Genomic DNA, 18,336 nt, shown 5'->3' with positions numbered 1-18,336 from the left:
CGGCCTACCAGAGCGCCACGGTGTAGAGCACCAGAAAACGGGTCTGGTTTTCATCGCGAAAGGCCGCGCCGCTGGGGAAGTCATTGCGGTAGATCGACTTGCGCGCCATGAACCCGACGTTCTTCAGCGGGCCGCTCTGGATCACATACCCCAGCTCCATCTGGAACTCGCGCTCCTTGCGATCCTCGGCGTTGAAAGCGCCCAGTTCGATGTGGTCGCCACGCACATAGCGCAGGCGCGTCTTCAGCCCCGGCACCCCCGCCGCCGCGAAGTCATAGTCGTAGATGGCTTGCCAGGTGCGCTCCTTGGCGTTGAGAAAGTCCGAACTCATGGTCAGTTCGCTCATGCCCATCAACTCCGTTCCCGAGATATAGGGCGTGGCCGTCTCCCCGCTTGAGTGCATGTAGCCAAGGCTGACGCGATGGCCGCCCAGGCGGTAGCCGAACAGCGCCGAAAGGTTGCGGTTATCCACCTTGCCCGCCTTGGCACTGCCATCCTCACGGCTGAAAAAACTGCGCAGGTCGCTGGTGAGCACACCATCGCCCACCGGCAGGTTGTGCAGCAGCGCCAGGGTGTCCTGCTGGTAGAGGTCCGCGATCTGCGCGTGATAGGCGCGCAGGCTGAGGTCTTTGTTGACCTGGTAATCACCGCCGACGTAAGCCAGGTGCGAGGTGGTGGCGGTGGCGTTGAAGCGCCGGTTGGGCGAGGCGATCGTCATGGCCTGGTAGTCGGTGGAGTCGCGTTTGTTGATGCGGTCGATATAGCCCGTGTTGAGGGTCAGGCCATCGATGTCCCTGGAGCTCAAGGTGGTGCCGCGAAAGGTTTGCGGCAGCAGCCGCGACGGACTGGCAAAGGCAAACGGCAGGAAGATCGACACATCGCCGGCCTTGACCGTGGTTTGGGCGAACCGCAGCTTGGCGGTTGGGGCCAGGCGCGAGTACTCGTCGGCGGCGCGCTTGTCGCTGGCCGACACCGGCAACAACTCGGTACCGCTGCGGTCCGGCGAAGAGTCGAGCTTGACCCCCATCAACCCGCGTACATCCAGGCCAAAGCCTACCGGGCCCGGGGTGTAACCCGACTCCAGGTTGAGGATGAACGCCTGGGCCCATTCCCGCGCGGCGGTCTTCGCACCGTCGTCCTTGTAGTCACGGTCCAGGTAGTAATTGCGCAAGGTCAGGGTGCCGTGGCTGTCGTCGATAAAGCCTGCAGCCCACAGCGAACCGGGCAGCACGCTCAAGGCCAGCAAGGCCAGCAGCCGGCGTGGAGTGGTGTTCGACGCACAGGAGACGGACGCCGCTGCAACGGCGTCCTCCATAGGGAGTTCTGGCATGTTCGATGTCCATTTTTGTTGTTGTTTTTGGGTTGGCACACGCTCGGCCCTGTCAGCCTCGCGAGCCAAGAATGGAAACAGCCGAGGTGACTCGTCAACCGTAACCGACCGATAATCGAACATTAATAAAGCTATCTATTTTTTAGCCACCCATGAGTCGATATCTCAATACGTTGAATTTTATGGTTTTATTCTTGTTTTTTGAGTGATTTATTCCACCATTCATTTTTTAGTTATATTTGTTATCTTAATCCTCAGCAGCCACTCAAGCTCGCCACCCCAACAAAAACAACAACAATGAGGTTTGCCATGGACAGTTCATCGCGTCGTTCGACGCTGACTATTGCGTTGTGCTTTATCGTTGCGCTGATCGAAGGGTTCGATCTGCAAGCCGCCGGCACCGCCGCCGCCGGGTTGCGTCAAACCTTCGCCCTGGACCCGAAGATGCTCGGCTGGGTGTTCAGCGTCGGCATCATCGGCTTGCTGCCGGGGGCGTTCTTCGGCGGCTGGGTTGCCGACCGGATCGGGCGCAAGAAAATCCTGGTCAGCGCCGTGCTGCTGTTCGGGCTGTTTTCCCTGAGCACCGCGTTTGTCGACAGCTACTCAACCCTGTTGCTGGTGCGTTTCCTCACCGGCCTGGGCCTGGGCGCCGCGCTGCCCAACCTGATCGCGCTGTGCGCCGAAGCAGTGAGCGAACGCAACCGTGGCACGGCCATCAGCGTGATGTACTGCGGGGTGCCGCTGGGGGGTGCATTGGCCGCGGTGGTGGCGATGTTTTCCAGTGAGCACTGGCAGACCACGTTTATCATTGGCGGCCTGGCGCCCTTGCTGGCCGTACCGTTGATGATCCTGCTGCTGCCTGAGTCCAGCGCCTTTCGCCAACAGCTCGACACCCCCCACGGCGCCCGCCCGTCCACCGGCCAGGCACTGTTCGGCGAGGGTCGCGCCCGTACCACCCTGGCCTTGTGGCTCAGCTACTTCTTCACCCTGACCGTGATGTACATGCTGCTGAACTGGCTGCCGTCGCTGTTGCTGGAACAGGGATTCAGCAAACCCCAGGCGGGCATGGTGCAGATGCTCTTCAATATCGGCGGCGCCCTGGGTTCGCTGCTCGGCGGCGTGCTGCTGGACCGCTGCAATGCCGTCAAAGTGGTGTTGTCGGTGTATGCCGGGTTGCTGGCGGCGTTGGCCGGGGTCGGGTTGTCGGTGGGCATCGTGCCCATGGCCATCGCTGGTTTTGCCGCCGGCTTGTTCGTGATGGCTGCGCAGTTGGTGCTGTACGCCTCGGCACCGTCCTCGTATCCCACCTCGGTGCGTGCCACCGGCGTCGGTGCCGCCGTGGCCGTCGGCCGCCTGGGTTCGGTGGCCGGGCCCCTGGCGGCCGGGCAACTCCTTGCCGCCGGCGCCGGCACCGCCGGGGTACTGCTGGCGACGTCCCCCGGAGTGGTGATTGCCGCACTGACCATCATCAGCGTGATGGTGCGTACGGCGCCCACTAGAACTTATGCAGCCAATTGAGCACCAGCTTGTTGCCCTCGGTGCGGTTCTCAGCCTGCTGTTCGAAGTAGGCGTTGACCGATAGCACCTCTTCCTTGCTGAACGCATAAACCAGGCCTGGGCCGATGGCCCAGACCTTCTCCCGGCGCCCGCTCACGGCGTGTCCGTCGACCCGGGTATCAGTGATCTGCTTCAACCAGTAGCCGTTGACCCCCACGCTCAGTTGCTGGTTCAGGGCATATTGCAGCGTCAGATTGGCATGCAATGCCTGGCCGGCCTGGGTATCGGAAACATCCCCGAAGCCTGCCTGCGGATCGTCATTCTTGCCATTCCACAGGTACATGAAACGCCCGCTCGCCGACCATTTCGGGCTGAACCAGTACGTCGCCGCGTAATACGGGTTGAATGACCAGAAGTTGCTGCCGGGGTTGATCGAACGATTGCGGTCATAGGCTCCCACCGGGATCGACACATCAGCCTCCACACGCTGGGTCAACAGCGGGCTGCCATCGGCGCGGCTCAGGGTCGGCAGTTGCAGGAAGGGACCGACCGTCAGATCACCAAAGCCGGCACGGGAACTCAGCGCCGCATTGTTCAACCCATCGTCGACATTCACATGGGCCAGGGAGGTGTTGATCAGGGTGAATCCCGGCATCGCGCCATTGGCCAGGGGCTGGCCGACGTAGATGATCTGCGTGGTGGGCGCCACCACTTCCACGTCCTGCCTGGGCAACGCCAGCTTGTTGCCGTGGGCATCGTTGAAACGGCTCGCTCGGGAGTACGTCAGGTATTCCTCCAGGTACCAGCCAGGCCCCGCCGGGGCCGGTGAGCCGTCGTAGAAACTGGTGGTGCCCAGGTTGAGTCCGGGCAGGTCATAAGCATGTGCAATCGGTGACAGTGCGACAAACGTGGTGGCCGCAACCGTCCGCAAGATAGGCTTGAGCATCTTGTATGTCCTGTATTTTTGTTGTTGTTCAAGACTCCCGGCACGGAGGGGCCGCACCGGGATTTAACGCTGTGGCAGGCCCTACACGTAGGTGGCGGCCAACCCGCCATCCACCGGCAGGTTGACCCCGTTGACCCAGCGCGAAGCGTCCGAGCAGAGGAAGGCAATCACCGCCGCCACCTCATCGGCCAGGGCTGGACGGGTCATGCGCCGGCTGTCCTCGGCCACCCGCTGCGGCCCGAGCATGCTGACGAAATCGCCGAGAATCGGGGTAAACACCGGCCCCGGCGCCACGCAGTTGATACGCACCGAGTGATCGCGAAACCAGCCCTGGGATTGCTGGAAGCTCCACACGATCAGCGCTTCCTTGAAGTATTGATAACAGCTGGCCTGCTCCACCGGATTGGCCGCCAGCCACTGCTGCCCCGCCTCGAAGCTGGACGTCGCGGCCAGGGCCTTGTGCAGCTCCAGCCGTTGCGGCCATTGCGCGCCAAGCACCGAGGCGACATTGACGATGCTGCCGCCCGCCGGCATGCGTGGCAGCAGCGCTTGAGTCAGGTGCCGCAGCCCCAGGTAATTGACCGTGGCCACCGCTTGCGCAGGCGCCGTACCGGGCACCCCGGCGATGTTGCACAGCCCGTCGACCCGCGCGGGCAGGCGCGCCACCAGCGCATCAATGCTGGCCGGGTCGCCCAGGTCAGCCTGGAAGAAGTCATCCAGGGTCAGTTGCGGTTCATGGCGATCAACGCCGATCACCGTGGCACCCTGGAAACGCGCGAGCCGCGCCAGTTCGGCGCCAATGCCGGAAGCGACACCGGTGACAATCAGGGTTTTGTTGTGCAGGTTCATGTTCAAGCCCTCTTATTTTTGTATAGGCATGGGTGTATCAAAGCGATGCGCCAGGGCCCGGAACGGCCACGGCTCAGAATGGATAGACAGGCGGCGTATTTTTCACCGTGACCCACTGCCACTGGCTGTACTCGTCCCAGTCGGCCGGCCCGCCGACGCTGCCGCCATTGCCGGAGGCACCGCGCCCGCCGAACGGGTTGATGCATTCGTCGGCCACGGTCTGGTCGTTGATGTGCAGCAGGCCGCAGTCCAGCCGCTCACCGATGGCCATGGCGCGCCCGACCGACGGCGAGATGATGGCGGCCGAAAGGCCGTACTCCGTGCGGTTGGCCAGTTCGATCGCTTCCTCGTCGGTGGAGAAACTGACCACCGTGGCCACCGGGCCGAACAGCTCTTCCTCAAAGGCGCGCATGCCCGGACGTACGCCACTGAGCACGGTGGGCTGGTAGAACAACCGGTCATAGTCGCCGCCCGCCTCCAGCCGTGCGCCGGCCTGTACGCTGTCACTGACGATCTCGTGCACGCGCTGCAGTTGCCGTTGGTTGATCAACGGGCCGAGCGCCGCTTCACCCTGGGCGGCATTGCCCACAGTGAGCGCCCGCGCCTTGTCCACCAACTTGCGGGTGAGGCTTTCGGCGATGGATTGATGCACGAGAATCAGCCCGGTCGCCATGCAGATTTGCCCCTGATGCAGCCAGGCGCCCCAGGCTGCATTGCTCGCGGCCAGGTCGAGGTCGGCGTCTTTGAGAATGATCAGCGGGTTTTTCCCGCCCAGCTCCAGTGCAACCTTTTTCAGGTGTCGACCGGCCACTTCAGCGACTTTGCGCCCCGCCGCCGTGGACCCGGTGAATGCAATCATCCGCACATTCGGATCGCGGCACAGCGCTTCCCCCGCCGGCGCCGCGCCGGGCAACACCTGCAGCAGGCCCTTGGGCAAGCCCGCCTCTTCGAACAGCCGGGCAATGAGAAACCCCCCGCTGACCGGAGTCTGTGGGTCGGGTTTGAGCACCACGGCATTGCCCGCCGCCAGCGCCGGAGCCACTGAACGCAGTGACAGCACCAGCGGGAAGTTGAACGGTGAAATCACCCCGACCACGCCGTGGGGCTGGCGCCGTGCATAGGACAGTCGGCCGGCAGCACTGGGCAGTACCACCCCGTGAGGTTGGGACAACAGCCCCGCCGCCTGATGCAGCAGCACAATCGCTTCACGCACTTCGTGCTCGCCCTTGAACAACGCGCCGCCGGTTTCCCGGGCGACGTACAGCGCCAGCTCGGCGAAGGACCGCTGGGCCAGGTCCGCCGCTCTGCGAAATACCTCGGCGCGCTCCCGTGGGCCCAACGCAGCCCAGGCAGGCTGCGCCAGAGCCGCGCTGCGGCAGGCGATGGCGATGTCGGCCGCATTGGCCATGGCGCAACGCATCAGGGGTTCGCCGGTGGCGGGTTCAATCACGTCAATCACAGATCCCGAAACAGGAATCCAGTCGCCGTTGAACAGGCATTCGGACGCGATGGCCCGCTGTAGAAAGGGGGTGGTCTCAGACACTGGCATTGGCAGCTCCGGTTCTTGTAATTGTCATCGTCTGCACAGGGTGCACACGCCGCATCCGGTCTTGAGCAAAGGCTGTGCCGCTTGCACGCAAAGGCGCGTACATAAACCGGCGAGGGCTCTGGGTCGGGGCCTGCCACGCAGCGCTCACACGCCTGGGGCGTTCACCGGCAAAAAACCCGGGCTCTGCCACTTGTTCAATTGATAAGGTTATGTTTTATAACTATCTGAGCAGTTGCTCATATCGATCACTCGCTTTGCAGGGGCATAACAATGACTAATCCCCACAGCGCGCTGCCCGACGACCGGGTGGCCACCGCGCCCTACCCTCCGCGCGGCGACAGTCGCCAACTCAGTGACAGCAGCTCGCCCACCACGGCGGAACTGGCCGACTGCCTGTTTTTTTCCCCCGAAGACGGGCGCATCTGGCTCAACGATCAACGTATGTTGTTGCTGCACAGTTCGTCGTTCGGCGCCCTGCGCGCCGAGGTCATCGAGCGCCTGGGACTGGACCAGGCCCGGGGCCTGTTCACCCGCACCGGTTATGCCTCCGGCGCACGGGATGCGCGCTTGATCCGCGAGCGCTGGCCACAGGCCGATGCCGCCGCGGTGTTTCGCGCCGGGACTCACCTGCACACCCTGGAAGGCATGACCAAGGTCGAACCGCTGCACTTCAAGTTCGATGCCGATTCGGGGTTCTATGAAGGGGAATTTCTCTGGCACCACTCGTGCGAAGCCGATGAACATGTGGGGGCCTACGGCATCGGCCAGGACCCGGTGTGCTGGACCGAAACCGGCTATGCCATCGGCTTCGTCAGTGGTCTCTTCGGGCAAATGGTGATTTTCCGCGAAGTGGAATGCCGCGGCATGGGCCATCGCCGTTGCCGCGTGATTGGCAAGACCGCCGAGCAATGGGGTGATGTCGAGCAGGACCTGCGCTACCTGAATGTGTCCCAGGCCGTCACTGGCCCTGCTATCCCCACGCTCGCAGGCCTCGTCGCCAGCAGTGGCGGAACCCGCCAGCCGCAACCGTTGGTGGGCGCCAGTGCCGCGTTCAACGCGGCGATGCAAGCGCTGCAAAGGGTTGCACTGACGCCCGCGACGGTGCTGATCAGCGGTGAGTCCGGCGTGGGCAAGGAGATGTTTGCGCGCCAGTTGCACCAGCTCAGTCGTCGCCATGACAGCCCGTTTGTGGCACTCAATTGCGCCGCCATCCCGGATAACCTGGTGGAGGCCGAACTCTTCGGTGTCGAACGCGGCGCCTACACCGGCGCTACGCACTCGCGCCCCGGGCGGTTCGAACGGGCCCAGGGTGGCACCCTGTTCCTGGATGAAATCACCAGCCTCAGCCTGCCCGGGCAAAGCAAGTTGCTGCGAGCCTTGCAGGAACGGGAAATCGAACGGGTCGGCGGGGTGCGCGGGATCAAGGTGGATGTGCGCGTGGTGGCCGCCACCAATATCGACCTGCGTAAAGCGGTGGCAGACGGAAGCTTTCGCGAAGACCTGTTCTACCGGCTGAATGTATACCCCATCGCCCTGCCCCCGCTGCGTGAACGCCGGGACGACATCCCGCTGCTGATCAATGCGTTCCTGACGCGCTTCTGCCAGGACTACGCCCGGACCCCGGCAGGCCTGACGATGCGCGCCCTGAAGACGTTGCTGCGCTACGACTTCGCGGGCAATGTGCGCGAGCTGCAAAACCTCATCGAACGCGGCCTGATTGCAAGCGATGAAGGCCAGGCCATTGACCTGGTGCATCTGTTTCGCAACGAACCGATGCCCGCCGAGCCCTATGGCCTCGACGACCAGGGTGGCCTGTCAAATACCGCGCAGGCGCCGCGCGCGACGCTGCTGGGTACCCTCGACCCGTTGGACCAGGGGGTTTCCATCGAAGGCCTTGAATCGCGCCTGATCACTGAAGCGTTGCAACAAAGCGCCGGCAACCTGGCCGCGGCCGCCAGACTCGTAGGGCTCAGCCGTGCTCAATTTGCCTACCGTATGAAGAAGCACCAGCGGCAAACCCCTTGAATGGCAATTAGTGCTTTAAAAGCTTTACCCAATTAAGTATTCAGATCGAGTCCATATCCGTCTCTTGCCCCACCACTCGGCACCTCGCCTGGGCTCGGTGTGCCAGCGTGGTTTAACGGGGCGCCTGACATTGGTGTTCTTGAGCACGCTTTCGCGCGCAAACCTCGTTCCTGCAAGGAGCACGCAATCCCTTGTAGGAGCGAGCTTGCTCGCGAAGAACTCACAGGCGCCGCATTTATCCAGGCAGCACACGGTAACGACAACCTCGCGGAAATCGACTGGCACATCCGCTTCGGCCTCGAAGCGGCCAACCATTGCAGCAGTCAGTTGCTGGTGATGGAACGACATATGGCAGTGGCCAGCCCGGAGTTGTTCGTCAATGGCCAGCCGCCGGATCTGCGGCAGTTTCCACTGCTGCACATCCTGCATGACGGCAAACGCTTAATGCTAGAGCTGAAACTTGCTCACTTCAAGTTGCAGGCTGGTGGCGAGGCTTTTTAATCCGCCGCTGGTTTTAAGCAACTCCTGGACGGACATATTATTTTGCTCAGCCATCTGCGCTGAGCGCTCGACATTACGCGCAACATCCTGGCTTGCAGCCGTTTGTTCACGCAAGGCAAACGAGATTTGATCGACCACTTTCAGGACTTTGTCCGAGCTGTCGCGGATCTCGACAATGGCGTGACCGGCAGTACCCGCCATTTCCACGCCATGATCCACTTCCTGAACGCCGCTGCGCATGCTTTCAACGGTGTCGCGTACGCCAAGCTGAATTTTCTCGATCATGCTCGCGATTTCCTTGGTCGACTTGCCGGTGTTCTGCGCCAGCAGCCGCACCTCATCGGCTACCACCGCGAACCCACGACCTTGCTCACCCGCGCGAGCCGCCTCAATCGCGGCGTTGAGTGCCAGTAGATTGGTCTGATCAGCGATGCCCTGGATGACACTGACGATCGAGGAAATTTGCTCCGAGTGTTGACCCAACCCCGCGACCTGGGTGGAGGAAAGCTGCACCGTCTTGGCAATCCCCATCATGCTGGACAGGGTATTTTCAATGACCTGCGCACCGTCGTTCGACTGCTGGCCTGAACGGGTCGCCAACTTGTGGGCTTCATCCGCGTTTTCGGAGACGTGATGAATACTGACCGTCAGTTCTTCGACGGTGGCCGCCATCATCGACGCCGACGTTGATTGTTCTTGAATGGCGCCGGAAAGCTGCTCGGATGCACCTGAGATTTGCTGCACAGCCACGACCAGTTGACTGGCGGCCTGACTGATCTGTTGAATCATTTCACGCAGGCGGTTCTGCATACGGTCAAAGGCTTTGGGCAACTCGTCATGGCTGCTTGTGTCGATCACGGTGTCGAGTCTGCCGTTGGCAATCGCCGTGGCGGCGTCAATCGCCAGTTGCAGGCGCGCGGTGGTGCTTCGACCCAAAGACGTGGCCAGAATCACGGACAGAATCGCCGCTGCAACGCCGCCGCAAAACAGGACCACCAACGCAAAATGCTTGGCGTCGGTCATTTGCTGAGTTCTGGTATCCAGGAGTTTGTTCTCGGCGTCAGCAATCTGCGATAACACAGCGCGCATGCTGTCCATCTTGGTCTTGTCAGCGCCCGATGCAATGCGCTGGCCCAGCTCTTCGTCAGGTGCATTGCGCTGGGTCAAATCTCGGCGCTGGGCAATGATCGGGTGGACATCTTCGTCGATCCAACGCTTCTGGGTGTCGCCCAATGCAGCGAGGCGTTGTTGTTGCTGCGCATTATCGGCCGTCAGGTTTTTCAGTAGGGCCAACACTTCGCCAAAGCGTTTTTCTCCCGCTATCGTCGGTTCCAGAAAAGCATCTTTTGACGATATGACAAAACCGCGCATGCCGGTTTCAATATTGATCAATTGTTCTAGCGCTACCTGAATGCCACTGAGAACCTCATAGCTGTGAACGTTACTCCTGGTCGCCTCTTCAACCTGCCCGAAGCCCCGGTAAGCGCTTATTACCAACAGTCCAATCAACAACACAATAATGAAGAAGCTGACATAGAGCTTTTGCGAAATGCTGAGTTTGTTGAGCATTGTGTAAGTCCCGAGATGGGCCTTTCCCTGGCCGTATAGAGGCGTGTAAATGCACACTACGAAGGCAAACCCGCAGAACACCTGGTTTACTCAAACCTCAACGATTGTATCGGCGCGCTTTTTCTTTCTTTAGCACGTGTTGTACGAAAACGTACGTCGAAAGATCCCACAACCAAAGAACAGAGAACTCGACCTCGGAAAAGTCACCGCATGCTGAGCAGAAATACTCAACACTCCTTGATTTCGTGCCAACGTTGCGCAACCTGCTCGGCACTGGCGGCTTTGACGCGGGCCAGATCGACGGGATAGTCGACACCCGGGTTTTCGACAAACCGCGTCGCCGTGAACTGGCCGTTGCTGGCGCGCAGCACATAACCCGAATCCTTGCATTGCTGCGATGCCAGAAAGGCCACGCCAGGCGCCACCCATTCGGGCTTGAGGTTTTCCGGCGCTTCGGTCACGCCCCACATACGCGTCTTGGCCACCGGCGATACCGCGTTGACCAGGATGCCCACGGGTGCGCCTTCGATGCTCAACGCGTTCATGATGCCCAGTTGGGCCATCTTGCCGGCGGCGTACGCCACCAGGCCCGGTTGCGCGTAGTGCTGATACATCGCACGGTCGGAAGACGTCAGCACGACCCGCGCAGCAGTGGAGTGTTTCAGATATTTCCAGGCAAACTTACATAACCATACGGGCGTATAAATATTGATATCCACCGCGCGCCCCATGAACAGTGCGTCAGCCTCTTCAATGGGTTGATAACCGACCCAACCGGCATTGTGAATCAGGATATCGAGTTGCCCAAATGCCTCGATGGCCTTTTCCACCAATTGCTGGCAACCCTGTTCGGTGGACAGGTCACCGTGATGCCCCACCACGCGCAACCCTTTGTCCTTGAGGGTGTGTGCCGCGTGCATGGCAATCGAACCATCGCCCCCTGCGCCGAGCTTATCGGCCCCGACATCACTGATCACGACGTTGGCGCCCAAAGTGGCTAACAGGCGCGCATAACTAAAGCCGAGCCCCCGACCCGCGCCCGTTACAATCGCAGTTCTTCCGGTAAAGTTCATTGACTATTTCCTCTGGAGTGCCCTTTACCCTAACAATGTCTGTCGGACCTGTTTAATACTAACGGCGGCCAAAGTTGATACCTGATTAATATCAAGTTAATGTCGAGTCCATGTAAGCCTGCTGATCAGTTCAATGAAGGAACAGAAGAAATGATCGAAACCCGCCTGCTGCGCCAGTTCATCGCCGTGGCTGAAGAGTTGCACTTCCACAAGGCAGCCCTGCGCCTGCACATGGCCCAGCCGCCGTTGAGCCAGGCGATCAATCGGCTGGAAGATAAACTGGGGTTCAGGCTGTTCACCCGCAATAAACGCGGGGTCAACCTGACCCCCGCCGGCGGTGCGTTCCTGAAGGCTGCCTACAGCACGCTCAAGGAGCTGGAGCTGGGCATCGAACGTGCCCGTCAAGTGTCCGAAGGGATCGCGGGCACACTGACGGTGACCGCAGTATCGATCGCCGGCTACGAGTCGCTGCTCAATACCTTGCGTCAGTTTCGCGAGGCCTTTCCCAAGGTCCAATTGGTCATCCGGGAGATGCCCTCCGCCAGCCAGGCCAAGGCCATCCTCTGCGCAGAAGCGGATATCGCCTTCATGCGCCAGCTGCCGATTTCCGCGCAAAACTTCGAATCACGTCTCGTGCTGAATGAAGAGATCGTGCTGGCGCTGCCCGTTCATCACCCCAAGGCTGAGGAGGGCCCGATCGACTTGCGGGATTTCGCCGGGGAAGACTTCGTATTCACCCCCGAAGCCTTGGGCCCCGGCTATCACAGTCAGCTTATCGCCTTGTGCGAAGCTGCCGGTTTTTATCCCAGGGTGGTGCAGGAGGCCGCACAGATCCAGACCTTGATCGGCTTGGTGGCCTGTGGTTTTGGCGTCGCGCTGGTGCCTGAGTCAATTGCCAACTCAATCACGCGCGACAAGGTCCTGTTTCGCCGGATCTCTACGCTGACCGCCGCCCCCAACCCATCGATCGGCCTGTATATGGGCTGGAACACCCTCAACCAATCACCGCTGATGGACAGCTTTATTTCCCTCCTCGACTTCAACGCCGACTCCCGGGTTGAAAGGACGCTGGCCGCCCAGGTCAGCTAAGGCGTGACGTGACTTATCGTTGCAAAACGCTCTAAAGTGCGGCAATCCGGCAGGCAGACAACGCTCGAGCGAAGGCCTGCCGACGAATCCCCCCGGGTTCGCTGACGATGTCGCGGCAACAAAACAGATAAGAGAACCTGGCGAATGAACAATGGCCACCACGAAAGGCAGGCAGCGACTGCGCAGGACGCGGTGCCGCATATTCTGCTGATCGACGACGCCCCTGAAGATATCCGTGCCACGCTCATTCTGCTCAAGACCCAGTCCTGGCGCGTCTCGGTTGCCAGCGATGCCCATCAGGGCTATCAACGGGCACTCGCCATGCGTCCGGACCTGATCGTGCTGGATGTTCACATGCCACACATGGACGGCTTCAGCCTGTGCAGGCTGTTACGCGAGGCGCCGGCCACCCGGCATACGCCGATCCTGTTCCTGTCATCGGCAAATACTTCACTGGAACGCCTCGAAGGGCTGGCCGTGGGCGCGGTGGACTACATCCCCAAATCCTACGCTCCCGAGGAAGTGCTGGCGCGCATCCGGATTCATCTGCAATTGACCTGGCGAGCGCCGCCGCCCGTTCAGGCCAGCCTGGCCGAGCCAGCACCGCAAGGCGATGAAATCGTGTTGAGGGCGGCCATGCGCGTGATTGAACATCAATTGGACGACATACCCTCCCTGCCCTGCCTGGCACAAAAAGTCGGCACCCATGAAAAACGCCTCTCGGCGATTTTCCGTGAGCACCTGGGGCTGACCGTGTTCGCCTACATTCGCGATGCAAGGCTGCGTCGGGGCCAGGCACTGCTCTGCGAAAGCGCCATGAGCGTGCAGGACGTCGCCGAACTGGTGGGCTTTCGCAATGCGTGCAACTTCACCACCGCATTCCGCCAGCGCATCGGCATGACGCCCAGCCAGTTCCGCCAGCACTCCCTGGGCAACGAGCAGGCCTGATGCGATTTCAACAGTGCCTGTTGCTGACAATGGCATTGCTATTCGCAGGCCTGCTGCGCGCCGCCCCCGTGGATATGTGCCGGGCCGAGCACCTGGACCTGATGCCCACGCTGCATGTGTTCGAGGATACCCAGGCCCGTTTGAGCGTTGACGATATTGCTCGACTGCCCGAAGCGCGTTTCGCCACCCCACGCCCAGGTTGGCCGACCCAAGGCTATAGCCGCTCGGCGTTCTGGTTGCGCGTGCAGCTCACCAACGCGAGCGACGTGGCGTGTTCGCGCCTGCTGGTGGTCGGGGCGCCGCGCCTGGAGGACATTCGCGTCTACCAGCGCGCCGATGGACACTGGAGCGATGCACGTGCCGGCAGCGCCCATCCCTTGATCGAATGGCCCCAGCCCCCCTCGCGTCAGCCCGCGTTCCCGATCTCGCTGGCCGCCGGGGAACACGTCACGGTGCTCATCCGCGTGACCGGCTATTTCCAACTGCTGCTGGAGCCGCAACTGTGGTCGGAACCGGCGCTGTTGCGCAGTCAGCAACAGACCTACCTGAGCGACGGACTCACCCTTGGCATCGTCGTGCTGGTCGTGCCATTCGGCCTGATCGTCGGCTGGATCCTGCGCTCCCGGTTGCTGACCGTGAATGCGGGTGCGGTGCTCAGCTACATCCTGCTGACCGGCATCCTCAACGGCTACCTGGTCTACTGGCCCGCTGCGCTGGGCTGGACGCGCGAGTGGCTGACCTGCGCCAGCGTAGTCTCGTTCGTCCTGTTCCTGGCCTACATGCGTGTGTTGTTGCAGGTATCGCGCCTGCCCAAAGCCATTGGCTGGAGCTATTGGGTGCCCCTGTCGAGCTGCCTTGTGGGCCGGCTCTGGTGGCTGAACGTCGATGCAGTTCAGGGCGCGCAAATAGTCCAATGGTCGCTGATGAGCTTCTACGCAGTGCTGCTCGCCACGTTATGCATGGCCTGGCGCCACCGCCTGGGTTACAGCTGGATGGCCTGGCTGGTGCCGGGACTCTTGCTGGGCCAATTGCTGATGCGGATGTTCTTCCCGCAGGAACAGTTGCCCTGGCAGTCGCCGGCCAGCAAATACAGCTTATCGTCCACGTTGGCGGGCGTGGCGTTGCTGGTGTGCACCCTGATCATGGAAGTCGTGCGCAGCCGCGACCGTGAAAGGCACGCGCTGTCCAGCCTTGAACAACAACGCCAGGCCGAACACGAACGCCTGGAAAGCACGGTGGCGCTGCGCACCGCGCAGTTGCGCGAATCCCTGGCGGCGCGCAGCGCCCTGATGGCGCGGATCAGTCACGACCTGCGCTCGCCGCTGGTACGCATCATCGACTATGCGCGCCTGCTGCACGCCGGGCCGAAACGCGATTATCCGGCCACGATCGAACGCAATGCGCGCCAGCAACTGGAACTGATCGATGAAATGCTCGAATTTTCCCGTGGCGAACTGGAGCACATGCAACTGACCCTCGCACCAGGTTACCTGTACGGTTTCCTCAAGGAGATCATTGATGAGGCCGGCTTTCTCGCCGCGCGCCAGGGCAACACCTTCGAAGCGCGGCTGGCCGATGACCTGCCGCCACTGGTCGAGGCTGACTTCACACGTCTTCGGCAAATCCTCATGAACCTGCTGGCGAACGCGGCAAAGTTCACCCGCGACGGCCAGATCCGGTTCGAAGTCAGCGCTGACCCGGGCGCGACGGCCGAGAGCGTGGCGCTGCGCTTCAGCGTGATCGACACCGGCATCGGCATCGACCCACACGAGTTCGAACACCTGCTGCAACCGTTCCGCCGCGGCCGCAATGCGCAGCGCTATGACGGCAGCGGGCTGGGCTTGTCGATTGTCACGCAGTTGCTGGCGCGCATGGACAGCCGGCTCGAACCACAGGCCAGTGAACAGGGCGGCAGCCACTTCAGTTTTCGCCTGCGACTCAACTGCGCCGGGGAACAGGATCTGGAATTGGGCATCGTCGACAACAACGCCGCGCCGCTCGACGGCCGGGGCAAACATATTCTGCTGGTGGATGACGCCTTGCAGAACAGCGAATGGCTGTACGACCTGCTGGCCGGCTATGGGTTTGACGTGAGCCTGGCGGCGGACGGCGAAGCCGCCCTGGCCTGCCTGGCCGCACAAACGGTCGATCTGCTGATCAGCGACCAGATGATGCCCGGCATGGACGGCTGGGAGCTGCTGCGGCAAGTGCGCAATCACTGCGGGCCTCTGCCCGTGATGCTGTATTCGGCGATCCCGCCACGCAGGCCGCAGGATTATCCGGATGCCCTGGCGTTCGACGCGGTACTGCTCAAGCCCGCCGACAGCCGAGAATTGCTGGCCAGGGTCAAGGCGCTGGCCTGCCCGGACACGGTGCGTCGCGAGATGGCCAGGGAGGTTTAGCATGCCGGGTCCAGGTTATCCGCTGCTCTGGCTCGGCTGTGTCGTGGCACTGCCCTGGGCGCCGGCAAATGCCGGACCGGAAGCCCCCGGCCTGCTCACGCTGGATGAATCAACCGTCACCGCCAGGCGCCGCGAGGAAGCGGTGCAAAACGTACCGATGCCAATCAGCGTCCTCTATGGTGATCAACTGGACGAGGCCGGCCTGCATCGGCTTCAGGACATCCAGCAGCGGGTACCCGGCCTGGTGGTGTCCGGTCATGACGCCCGCTTCGCCGGGTTCGGACTGCGCGGCTTGGGCGCCACCCCCTACAACGATGGCCTGGAAGGCAGCGTCGGCACCTACGTCGATGGCGTTTACCAGGCGCGCCAGGGCATGGCCTTCACCGAGTTGATGGACATCGAACGCATCGAAGTCCTGCGCGGGCCGCAAGGTACCTTGTTCGGCAAGAACACCAGCGCCGGCGCGCTGAGCATCATCACCCGCCCACCCACCTTTGAACCTGAAGCCAGCCTTGAAGCCAGCCAGGGCGAGCACGGTTTGCGCGAATATCGCGGCGTGGTTTCCGGGCCGCTGCAGGATGACGTTCTGGCCGGGCGCCTCAACGTGTTCAACCGTTCGGCTGATGGCTCCGTGCGCAACCTGCAGGATGGCACGCGCCTCGGCGACACCGACAGCCAGGGCCTGCGCGGGCAATTGCTGTGGACGCCGAACCCGGACTTCAGCGCGCGCCTGATCGCCGACCATGCCGAGCAAAACGAGGCCGGCAATGTGCTGTTGGCCAGCCACTACAGCGCCCAGACGCGCCAGCGCGCCAGGTTCCTTGGCTATGCGCTGGCAGGACCCTCCCCTTACCAACGCGAGACACGCGTCGACGCACCGGGCCGTCCGCAGACCGTGCAGAACGGCGTGTCATTGGAGTTGAACCAGGACCTGGACGCGGCCACGCGTTTTACCAGCATCACCGCCTACCGCGACTGGGATTACCGCGCGACCCGCGACGGCGACAGCACTGCGCTGTCGGTCGCCGAGTCCGAAACCGCGCTGGGTCACCGGCAGTTCAGCCAGGAATGGCGTGTGTCCGGCACGGCGGGCCCGTCCATCGATTATGTGGCCGGGCTCTATTACCTGCGTCAGCAGCTCGACCGCAGGATCGACGTCGAATTCGGCAAGGACGCCGCGCCATGGTTCGTCGGCGACCAACTGGCGTCGTTGAAAAAAAACTATGGCATCACCTTCACCGCGCCAGACCAGGTGCCGGCCATGCTGCTGGAGGGCGCCCGGCAACGCTCCGATGGCGAACAGAAAGGCGACAGCCGCGCCGTTTTCGGTCAGGTGTCCTGGCGTCCGATAGATCGGCTGGAACTCACCGGCGGCCTGCGCTACAGCCAGGAACGCAAGGACGGCTGGATCTTGCGCGACGTCAGCCACCTCGCTCCGCTGAATGGATTGCCTCCGGCTTTCCAGGCGGGCGGGCAATTGCTGCGTGGCATCGCACTCGGCGGTGGTTATTACCGCGAAGATTCGATTGAAGAACACAGCCTCTCCAGCCTGCTCAGCGCCAGCTACCGCTTCAACGATGCGGTGATGGGCTATGTCAGTGCGTCGCGGGGCTACAAGGCCGGCGGGATCAACTTCGACGTGGTCGGCCCATTCGCCGCCCCCACGTTCGAACCGGAGCGCGCCACGTCACTGGAACTGGGCGTGAAGACGCGCTTCTGGGAAGAGCGCGCCATGCTCGACCTTGCCGTCTACCAGACCGACGTCGACAACTACCAGGCGCTCACCTACAGCCCGCCGACCTCGCCGTTCGCGCCACCGCTGCGCGACAACCTGATCAACGTCGGCAAAGTCCGCCTGCGCGGCATCGAACTGGATTCCTCCTGGCAACTCGCCGCCCCGCTCACCGTCCGCCTGGGCCTGGCCTGGAGCGATGCGCGCTACCGCAGCTTCCCCAACGCCCCCTGCCCCCCGGCCTCGGGCCAGTGGAACTGCGACCTCAGCGGCGATCGTCTCTACAACGCGCCGCAATGGAGCTTCAGCGCCGGCCTCGACCACGTCCACCCGCTTGCGTATGGACTGCAAGCCTACAGCGCTATCGACTACAGCTTCAGGACCGGCTACTACGGCACCCTCGAAGGCGGCGAAGGCAGCTATCAACCCGGCTACGGCCTGACCAACCTGCGCCTTGGGTTACGCAGCCAGGACCGTGCCTGGGAAGTGGAAGGCTGGGTGCGCAACGTCTTCGACCGCCAGTACATCAGCGCCGTGTACTCATTGCTCGGCGCCGGTGACTACGGCGTCATGACCGGCAGCGAACGCACGCTTGGCACCACCGTCAGGCTTCGCTACTGACCATAGGCATCTACACAACGCTGCAGCGCCAAACGTAACCACGATGCGAAGCGAGGCGCTCTTGATCTTGATCTCAGGCGCCCCGTCAAACCATGCTGGCTGAACGCAGGAGCGGATATGCCCCCGGCATCCTGGCCAGCCCAGAGGCCGCCATCGGGGGCAAGCCCCCTCCCACATTTGCACCGGGATCGACAAAAAATCCCGG

At 62.2% G+C, this 18,336-nt stretch carries 12 protein-coding genes and 1 pseudogene; 7 read left to right on the top strand and 6 right to left on the bottom strand.

Going from position 1 to position 18,336, the window contains the following annotated elements:
• Positions 1–4 precede the first annotated feature (4 nt).
• Positions 5–1,330, bottom strand: coding sequence for an OprD family porin (locus tag BFQ00_RS07845; protein ID WP_065933101.1), 1,326 nt, complete (start codon positions 1,328–1,330; stop codon positions 5–7).
• A 309-nt stretch (positions 1,331–1,639) separates the two neighbouring features.
• Here BFQ00_RS07845 and mhpT point away from each other — a divergent pair, with 309 nt between their 5' ends.
• Positions 1,640–2,848, top strand: coding sequence for a 3-(3-hydroxy-phenyl)propionate transporter MhpT (mhpT, locus tag BFQ00_RS07840; protein ID WP_065933100.1), 1,209 nt, complete (start codon positions 1,640–1,642; stop codon positions 2,846–2,848).
• Here mhpT and BFQ00_RS07835 read toward each other — a convergent pair.
• From BFQ00_RS07835 to BFQ00_RS07825, 3 genes are all read right to left on the bottom strand, one after another.
• Positions 2,826–3,773 carry a SphA family protein gene (locus tag BFQ00_RS07835; RefSeq protein WP_065933099.1) on the bottom strand — a complete coding sequence of 316 codons (948 nt, stop codon included), beginning with the start codon at positions 3,771–3,773 and terminating at the stop codon, positions 2,826–2,828. The two genes, mhpT and BFQ00_RS07835, sit on opposite strands and share 23 nt — an antisense overlap.
• Positions 3,774–3,854: 81 nt before the next feature.
• Positions 3,855–4,622 carry a coniferyl-alcohol dehydrogenase gene (locus tag BFQ00_RS07830; protein ID WP_065933098.1) on the bottom strand — a complete coding sequence of 256 codons (768 nt, stop codon included), beginning with the start codon at positions 4,620–4,622 and terminating at the stop codon, positions 3,855–3,857.
• Between the two features lie 73 nt (positions 4,623–4,695).
• Complete coding sequence (locus tag BFQ00_RS07825) at positions 4,696–6,171, bottom strand: benzaldehyde dehydrogenase (RefSeq protein WP_065933097.1); 1,476 nt, start codon at positions 6,169–6,171, stop codon at positions 4,696–4,698.
• 270 nt (positions 6,172–6,441) lie between these two features.
• Here BFQ00_RS07825 and BFQ00_RS07820 point away from each other — a divergent pair, with 270 nt between their 5' ends.
• Both BFQ00_RS07820 and BFQ00_RS27820 read left to right on the top strand, forming a co-directional pair.
• On the top strand, positions 6,442–8,196 hold the full coding sequence (locus BFQ00_RS07820) for a sigma-54-dependent Fis family transcriptional regulator (protein ID WP_065933096.1): 1,755 nt from the start codon (positions 6,442–6,444) through the stop codon (positions 8,194–8,196).
• A 252-nt stretch (positions 8,197–8,448) separates the two neighbouring features.
• Positions 8,449–8,640, top strand: a pseudogene (locus BFQ00_RS27820) (LysR family transcriptional regulator); the annotation flags it as partial.
• A 3-nt stretch (positions 8,641–8,643) separates the two neighbouring features.
• Here the strand turns inward: BFQ00_RS27820 and BFQ00_RS07810 are convergent.
• The gene (locus BFQ00_RS07810) at positions 8,644–10,266 is read right to left on the bottom strand and encodes a methyl-accepting chemotaxis protein (protein WP_065933094.1); all 1,623 of its coding nucleotides are present in this window, start codon (positions 10,264–10,266) and stop codon (positions 8,644–8,646) included.
• 227 nt (positions 10,267–10,493) lie between these two features.
• The gene (locus BFQ00_RS07805) at positions 10,494–11,339 is read right to left on the bottom strand and encodes an SDR family NAD(P)-dependent oxidoreductase (RefSeq protein ID WP_065933093.1); all 846 of its coding nucleotides are present in this window, start codon (positions 11,337–11,339) and stop codon (positions 10,494–10,496) included.
• Positions 11,340–11,489: 150 nt separating this feature from the next.
• Between BFQ00_RS07805 and BFQ00_RS07800 the strand changes: the two genes are divergently transcribed.
• The 4 genes from BFQ00_RS07800 (at position 11,490) to BFQ00_RS07785 (ending at position 18,131) form a co-directional block, all read left to right on the top strand.
• Entirely contained in the window at positions 11,490–12,428 is a 939-nt protein-coding gene (locus tag BFQ00_RS07800; protein WP_065933092.1) for a LysR family transcriptional regulator, read from the top strand.
• A 144-nt stretch (positions 12,429–12,572) separates the two neighbouring features.
• Complete coding sequence (locus BFQ00_RS07795) at positions 12,573–13,376, top strand: response regulator transcription factor (protein WP_065933091.1); 804 nt, start codon at positions 12,573–12,575, stop codon at positions 13,374–13,376.
• On the top strand, positions 13,376–15,778 hold the full coding sequence (locus BFQ00_RS07790; protein ID WP_083227321.1) for a hybrid sensor histidine kinase/response regulator: 2,403 nt from the start codon (positions 13,376–13,378) through the stop codon (positions 15,776–15,778). Before BFQ00_RS07795 ends, BFQ00_RS07790 begins: the two co-directional genes overlap by 1 nt.
• Before the next feature lies 1 nt (position 15,779).
• Entirely contained in the window at positions 15,780–18,131 is a 2,352-nt protein-coding gene (locus tag BFQ00_RS07785; RefSeq protein WP_065933090.1) for a TonB-dependent receptor, read from the top strand.
• Positions 18,132–18,336 lie beyond the last annotated feature (205 nt).

It is taken from the genome of Pseudomonas sp. 28 E 9 (genome assembly GCF_900004785.1).
GTDB classification, from domain to species: Bacteria; Pseudomonadota; Gammaproteobacteria; order Pseudomonadales; family Pseudomonadaceae; genus Aquipseudomonas; species Aquipseudomonas orientalis_A.
Note: the sequence above shows the minus strand (reverse complement) of the source record. Positions and strands in the feature narration are given on the sequence as shown.

Excerpts from the sequence above, each read along its gene's own strand:
- BFQ00_RS07845 (WP_065933101.1), bottom strand. The coding sequence starts at position 1,330 with ATGCCAGAACTCCCTATGGAGGACGCCGTTGCAGCGGCGTCCGTCTCC.
- mhpT (WP_065933100.1), top strand. The coding sequence starts at position 1,640 with ATGGACAGTTCATCGCGTCGTTCGACGCTGACTATTGCGTTGTGCTTT.
- BFQ00_RS07835 (WP_065933099.1), bottom strand. The coding sequence starts at position 3,773 with ATGCTCAAGCCTATCTTGCGGACGGTTGCGGCCACCACGTTTGTCGCA.
- BFQ00_RS07830 (WP_065933098.1), bottom strand. The coding sequence starts at position 4,622 with ATGAACCTGCACAACAAAACCCTGATTGTCACCGGTGTCGCTTCCGGC.
- BFQ00_RS07825 (WP_065933097.1), bottom strand. The coding sequence starts at position 6,171 with ATGCCAGTGTCTGAGACCACCCCCTTTCTACAGCGGGCCATCGCGTCC.
- BFQ00_RS07820 (WP_065933096.1), top strand. The coding sequence starts at position 6,442 with ATGACTAATCCCCACAGCGCGCTGCCCGACGACCGGGTGGCCACCGCG.
- BFQ00_RS07810 (WP_065933094.1), bottom strand. The coding sequence starts at position 10,266 with ATGCTCAACAAACTCAGCATTTCGCAAAAGCTCTATGTCAGCTTCTTC.
- BFQ00_RS07805 (WP_065933093.1), bottom strand. The coding sequence starts at position 11,339 with ATGAACTTTACCGGAAGAACTGCGATTGTAACGGGCGCGGGTCGGGGG.
- BFQ00_RS07800 (WP_065933092.1), top strand. The coding sequence starts at position 11,490 with ATGATCGAAACCCGCCTGCTGCGCCAGTTCATCGCCGTGGCTGAAGAG.
- BFQ00_RS07795 (WP_065933091.1), top strand. The coding sequence starts at position 12,573 with ATGAACAATGGCCACCACGAAAGGCAGGCAGCGACTGCGCAGGACGCG.
- BFQ00_RS07790 (WP_083227321.1), top strand. The coding sequence starts at position 13,376 with ATGCGATTTCAACAGTGCCTGTTGCTGACAATGGCATTGCTATTCGCA.
- BFQ00_RS07785 (WP_065933090.1), top strand. The coding sequence starts at position 15,780 with ATGCCGGGTCCAGGTTATCCGCTGCTCTGGCTCGGCTGTGTCGTGGCA.